Genomic DNA, 6,000 nt, shown 5'->3' with positions numbered 1-6,000 from the left:
ACACCGGCGGCTACACCGTGGCGCTGGCCGCGTCGATGAAGCACATCTTCACCGGTGCGGCCGGCGAGACCATGTTCTCGACCTCGGACATCGGCTGGGTGGTCGGTCACAGCTACATCATCTACGGCCCGCTCATCGCCGGCATGGCCACCATCATGTACGAGGGCACGCCGCTGCGCCCCGACGCCGGCATCTGGTGGCAGATCGTCGAGAAGTACAAGGTCAGCGTGATGTTCTCGGCGCCCACCGCGGTGCGCGTGCTCAAGAAGCAGGACCCGGCCTTCCTCAAGAAGTACGACCTGTCCTCGCTCAAGCACCTGTTCCTGGCCGGCGAGCCGCTGGACGAGACCAGCCACGAGTGGATCATGAGTGAGCTCGGCATCCCGGTCATCGACAACTACTGGCAGACCGAGACCGGCTGGCCGATGCTCGCCATCTGCCGCGGCGTCGAGGACAGCCCGATCAAGCTCGGCTCGCCTGCCTTCCCGGTCTACGGCTACGACTTGCGCATCTTCCGCGAGGACGGCACCGAGTGCGGCGCCAATGAGAAGGGCATCGTCGGCATCTTGCCGCCGCTGCCGCCGGGCTGCCTGTCGACCGTGTGGGGTCAGGACGAGCGCTTCGTCAGCACCTACTTCAGCCTGTTCAAGGACCCGGTGGTGTATTCCTCGTCCGACTGGGGCATCAAGGACGACAAGGGCTACCACACCATCCTCGGCCGCATGGACGACGTCATCAACGTCGCCGGCCACCGTCTCGGCACGCGCGAGATCGAGGAAGCGGTGCAGACCCACCCGGCGATTGCCGAAGTGGCGGTGGTGGGTGTGGCCGATCAGCTCAAGGGACAGATGCCGATGGCCTTTGCGGTGGTGAAGGACGCCAGCACGGTCGACACCGCCGACAAGCGCGCCGCGCTCGAGAAGGAAGTGATGAAGAAGGTGGACGAGAGCCTGGGCGCCATCGCCCGTCCGGCCCGGGTGCACTTCATCGGCGGCCTGCCCAAGACGCGCTCGGGCAAGATGCTGCGGCGCTCGATCCAGGCCCTGGCCGAAGGGCGTGATGCGGGGGATCTGACCACGATCGACGATCCGAGTACGCTGGAGCAGATCAGGGAGGCGCTGAAGGGCTGAGGCGTGAGCCAGCCCAGATGAGCGAAGGCCCGCGCAAGCGGGCCTTCGCTCATTCAGGCGGCACGTGTGGCCGCGTCAGCGTTCCGCCATTTCAAAGCTGCGTTCGATCTCCGCGACCACCTCGCGCCACAGCGGTTTCATCAGCGTGCGCATGTTGTCGATCACGTCATGGACGTCGATCATCGACGGGATGCGCGTACCGCGGTGCTCGATTGGTCCGCCGATGCGGGTGATCCTCACCCCGAGCTTTGCGAAGTGGCTGGCCAGGCGCGGCTCCGTCAGCACGAAGAGGGTGTCGATGCCCTGGCGCGCAGCAACCGCGATGGTGCCCATGTAGAGGCCGACCGGGATGTAAGGAAAGCGGGGCTGTTCCTTCGTACCGAAGTCGCCGTCGTCGATGTTATTCACGCTCGACCGCTCTTCGCCCTTACGCCTGCGGTAGGTACGGTGTACCGCCAGGCGGGACACTTCGCCGATGCGGTGGCGCGGCAATGCGGCCGGGTCGATGATCGTGCGATCCAGCGTCTCGGCGCAGGCGCGCTCGAAAGGCAGCAGGGCACTTCGGTCCAGCGGATCCGTAAGGACGACACGTGCGCAGCCGACCGGCTGGTGCGGCGCGTCAACCGTACGCAACAGGCAATGGATGCTGCGCCCGTCATACGCGTCCGTCTCGCGCCCGTCCGCGCGGATCGGCTCGAAGCCGAGGTCCTTGCAGTAAACCTCATGCCGGATGCGGAAGACCTCATCCTGCAGCCCTTCGTCAACGGCGGCGTCGATACGGAAATAGCGGCGAAAGCCGTGACCGAGGTTCAAATGATCGAGAAGTGACACCACTGCCTCCACGGTCGGTGCATCGCACCGACGAGTTCTTCATTCGCGCGTCCGCAGCGCATCGATGATGCTCTGTCGCGACAGCCGCCATGCGGGGTAGATTGCCGCGACCGCGGTGGCAGCAAGACCGATCAGCCACGACTCGATGACCACCGCGGGGACCACCCGTATGAATGCATCGTAGCCCAGGTCGGCATTCGGTGGCGGCGGCATCGGAATGCCCACGCCCGAGATCATGAGCGCGAGCCCGACGCCGAGCACCACGCCGATCGTCGCGCCCAGAACGCCCAGCGTCACCGACTCGCTCATGATCAGCGATGCGACGACGCGCGATCTGTTACCTAATGCACGCATCGTGCCAAATTCCCACGATCGCTCCGCCAGACTCATGTTGATCGTGTTGATCACGCTCAGGCAGACCATGAGCAGCACCATCGCCTTGAGGAAGCCGAACTGCTGCTCGTAGAGCGCCACCGTCTTGCCGTAGAAGTCATTGAGTTGCTGCCAGTCGCGTGCGGCAAGCTCCTGCGCCGCGAGACTGGGGCGGAGGCTGTCGACCACGGCGCGCGTGCTTGCCGTGTCGTGCAGCGAGACGACGAGGCGGCTGACGCCCGTCGTTGCGAGCAGGTCCTGCGCGTCTGGCAGCGCAATGCGGACGGCGCGCGCATCGAAGTCCTTGGAAAAGCTCTGGAACACGCCGATGACCTCGACGTCGAGCGTGTTCATCGCTCCGTCCAGGGTGCTGACGAGCAGCGTTGCCTGATCGCCCGGCCCGAGCCGAAGCGCGCGCGCAACGCCCTCGCCGAGCATCGCGCCAAAGCGGTCGTCGTCTGCCAGCATCCTGCCCGCAACCAGGTGCAGGTGCGTGCCCAGCGCATTCTCCCGCGCGGGCTCCACGCCTTCGGCGATGATCGGATAGTCCGTCTTGCCATTGTTGAGCAGGCCGGAAAACGCCACCCGGCCCATCACATCCTTCACCTCGGGCAGGCTCGCGATGCGTTCGCGCACCGCCTGATGGTTCTCGATCAGGTAGCGCTCCGGCGTGCGCGAGCCATACGTGAACACGGCCTCGCGCCCGACCTGCACGTGCCCGCTCTGGGAATGGATCAGCGCTTCGCCCAGCTGCACGAAGATGTCGCGCACGAATCCGCCGGAGAGGATCAGTCCGCACACGCCGAAGATGATCGCGCCCAGCGTGACCAGCGTACGCACACGATTGCGCCACAGGTTGCGGGCTGCAAGCCGGGTCAGGTTCTGCATGGCGGCGTCCTATTGGCGGGTACGAAGTGCGTCGACGATCTCCAGCCGGGAGGCTCGCCATGCAGGGTAGACGCTGGCGAGCAGCGTGGTCGCCAGCGCGATGCCCGCCGCGGTCATCAGGTTAGCCGGCGACAGCAGGATGCCCGCCTCGTAGCCCCAGCTCATGCCGGGTCCCGGTGGCATCGGAATGCCGACCGCGCTGATGATCAGGGCCAGCACACAGCCAAGCACCAGTCCGGCCGCTGCGCCCACCACGCCCAGGATCAGGCCTTCGAGCAGGAACATGCTGCGGATGCCGCTGCGTCGCGTGCCGAGCGCCATCATCGTGCCGATCTCGCCCACGCGCTCCATCACCGCCATCGTCATCGTGTTGGAGATGGCGAGCACGATGATCACCGCGATGATCAGGTAGATCACGCCGACCTGCTTGGCGAACAGCGCCGAGGTCTTGTTGTAGAAGTCCGCCAGCTCGACCCAGGGCACCACCTGGTAAGTGTCCGCCGGCAGCGCCTGGCGCAGGCGTTCGAGCGCCACAGGCACGGCGTCGGTGTCGTCGAGGAAGACCAGGCGCAGGTGTTCACCGTCGGTCCGCATCAGCTCGCGCGCCAGTTCGATCGGGATGCGCAGCGCGGCGTCGTCGTAGGCCTGGGCGATGGACTCGAAGAAGCCGACGACGGTCGCCTCGACGGCGCTGATGCCGCCGCCTTCGGTGTTGGCGATCAGGACCAGGGGGGCGCCGATGCTGAGGCCGAGGTTCTGTGCGAGCCCGCGCCCGACGATCGCGCTCTTCGGTTCGCCCGGTGCCAGGTTCCGGCCCTCGGGAAAGCGCAGGCCGGACGCCATCGCCTGCTCGGCCAGCGGATCGACGCCCTCGCCGATGAAGGACAGGGTGATCTCGCCCGAACTCGCCAGGCCGGCCAGCAGAAGCCGCGGCGCGGTCAGTCGATAGCCGGGCAGGGCGGCGAGCGCGGACTGCTCGGTCGCGTCAGGGGGCGCCAGCAGATAGGCGTAGGGGTCGGCCCGACCGTTCTCGAGGAAGCCCGGCTTCATCAACTGCAGGTGGCCGAGCTGGGTCTGGATGGTGTTGTCGCGACCGAAGCGCAGGTTCCAGTCGATGAAGCCGGCGGCGAGGATCATGGCGACCACGCCGAAAACCACTGCCACGAGCGCTGCACGGCTGCGGTTGATCTGTCGGAGGACGTTGCGTATGGCGGACGTGAGAACGCTAGAGCGGGGCATGGGCGCGGACTGATCCAGGACGGACGGAGTCTAGCAGCCCCAGCCACCTCGACACCATTATTCCCTCGTCACTCTGCGATGAATGGAAGGCAAAAAGAAAAAACCGCGGACCGACGTGGTCCGCGGTTTCATAGGGCCTGAACTCAGCGCGTCAAGCCTTGCGGTTTGCCCGGCGGCCCAAGCCAATACCCAGAAGCCCCAGCCCGAGGAGAGCGAGCACGCTCGGTTCGGGTACGGTGGCGAAGGTGGCGCTTCCGTCTAGCGCCGTCTGCCACATGTAGGTGTCGCTCGCGGCCTGGCAAGCTGCCAGGGAGACGCCGGCACCGGATCCTGCGCACCACAGTTGGCTATTGGTCGGAATGGGAGGATCAACGTCGGTGTCAAGACGGAACGTGATCGAATTCGCCGTCGGGTCCGCCAGCCAGATGTCGTAGAAGCTCTGACCGCTCGCCGAATCGTTGAACAGGTTCTGGATGAAGGTGTTGCCGCCCGTATCATCCGTTCCGTTGTTGTCGAAGTCGAAGGAGACAAAGCCGGTCAGCAGAAGGCTGACCCCGGAAATCGCGGAAGCGGTGATGTTGATGCGCAAGACCTGAAGCGGTCCGGTTCCGTCTTCGTAGTAGAGCGCGAAATCGCCGGTGTTGAAGTTGACGCCGGTCGGCGTCAGCACGCCGCCGATTGAGTAGTCATATGTCAGACCCCACGCCGTTCCACCGTAGCCAACCCCGAGGAGCGACAAATCCGTTCCATACGGCGGGATGCCAATGCCACTGACGAAGCCTTCCGTGTCGGCCGAGCCGCCCGATGCATTGAGCGAATCAATGTTGACCTGGCCGGGCGAAACCGGGTAGGCGAAGGTGCCAACCGGAGTCAGGTTGCCCGTATCGGCTACTCCGCCGATGATGTTCGTCTTTGCGCCGGCGCTGAAACCGTAGGCGTTCATGACGCTCGCGCGATTGGTGTCGATGACCTGCGTGCCTGCGTCAGTGGGCAGCGCCCCCGCCGCCGGGATATAGATCGACGTCGCCAGCGTGCCGGTAAATCCCAACTCGTTGATGTCTGCCGTGACACTGTCGCCGTCGAGGGTGCCGCGATCGTTGCCAACGTCGAAGTAGAACGGTGCCGCCTGTGCCGCACTCATGCCGAGGGACAGGGTCGCAGCAACGAGTCCGCTCAGGATTTTAACTTTCATGACCATCTCCTTGTGGAGTTCTTGAATATCGTAGGCCGCCTAGGGTACGACCCCACGGAGTGCATAGCAAATCGCGTTCCAGGTTAACGTGAGATTTCCGAAAGGCTTGAAAATAAATAGGAAAAAAATTTGATGGCAGCATTTCTCGCAGGCTGCGGGCGCGCTCTGGATCAAGGAGTGTAAAAAAAACCGACACTGCTGGAAGCGTGCTGAATGCTTGTGCTGCTGGTGCGTCCGTGTCCTTGGTTCGGTAGCAGGCATCGCAGGCGTGCCTTGCCGCGCCCTGCAAGCTCATCGCACGGTCTGCACTGACCGGATCGGTACATCTGACCGGATCGGTACATCTGA

At 64.7% G+C, this 6,000-nt stretch carries 5 protein-coding genes; 1 reads left to right on the top strand and 4 read right to left on the bottom strand.

Features of this window, described 5'->3' with window-relative positions:
• A partial coding sequence (locus PLC66_RS14635; protein WP_324541664.1) for an AMP-binding protein occupies positions 1 to 1,130 on the top strand: 1,130 nt, incomplete at its 5' end.
• 75 nt (positions 1,131 to 1,205) lie between these two features.
• Here the strand turns inward: PLC66_RS14635 and PLC66_RS14630 are convergent.
• From PLC66_RS14630 to PLC66_RS14615, 4 genes are all read right to left on the bottom strand, one after another.
• Positions 1,206 to 1,961 carry a PEP-CTERM/exosortase system-associated acyltransferase gene (locus PLC66_RS14630; protein WP_324541663.1) on the bottom strand — a complete coding sequence of 252 codons (756 nt, stop codon included), beginning with the start codon at positions 1,959 to 1,961 and terminating at the stop codon, positions 1,206 to 1,208.
• 39 nt (positions 1,962 to 2,000) lie between these two features.
• Positions 2,001 to 3,221, bottom strand: coding sequence for an ABC transporter permease (locus PLC66_RS14625; RefSeq protein ID WP_324541661.1), 1,221 nt, complete (start codon positions 3,219 to 3,221; stop codon positions 2,001 to 2,003).
• A 9-nt stretch (positions 3,222 to 3,230) separates the two neighbouring features.
• Entirely contained in the window at positions 3,231 to 4,385 is a 1,155-nt protein-coding gene (locus PLC66_RS14620; RefSeq protein ID WP_324541659.1) for an ABC transporter permease, read from the bottom strand.
• Between the two features lie 226 nt (positions 4,386 to 4,611).
• Positions 4,612 to 5,652: a PEP-CTERM sorting domain-containing protein gene (locus PLC66_RS14615; protein WP_324541657.1), complete on the bottom strand. Its 1,041-nt coding sequence runs from the start codon at positions 5,650 to 5,652 to the stop codon at positions 4,612 to 4,614.
• Between the last annotated feature and the right edge of the window lie 348 nt (positions 5,653 to 6,000).

It is taken from the genome of Thauera sp. (assembly GCF_035444905.1).
Classification (GTDB): domain Bacteria; phylum Pseudomonadota; class Gammaproteobacteria; order Burkholderiales; family Rhodocyclaceae; genus Thauera.
This window is presented reverse-complemented; position numbering and strand designations above follow the sequence as displayed.

Excerpts from the sequence above, each read along its gene's own strand:
- PLC66_RS14615 (WP_324541657.1), bottom strand. The coding sequence starts at position 5,652 with ATGAAAGTTAAAATCCTGAGCGGACTCGTTGCTGCGACCCTGTCCCTC.
- PLC66_RS14625 (WP_324541661.1), bottom strand. The coding sequence starts at position 3,221 with ATGCAGAACCTGACCCGGCTTGCAGCCCGCAACCTGTGGCGCAATCGT.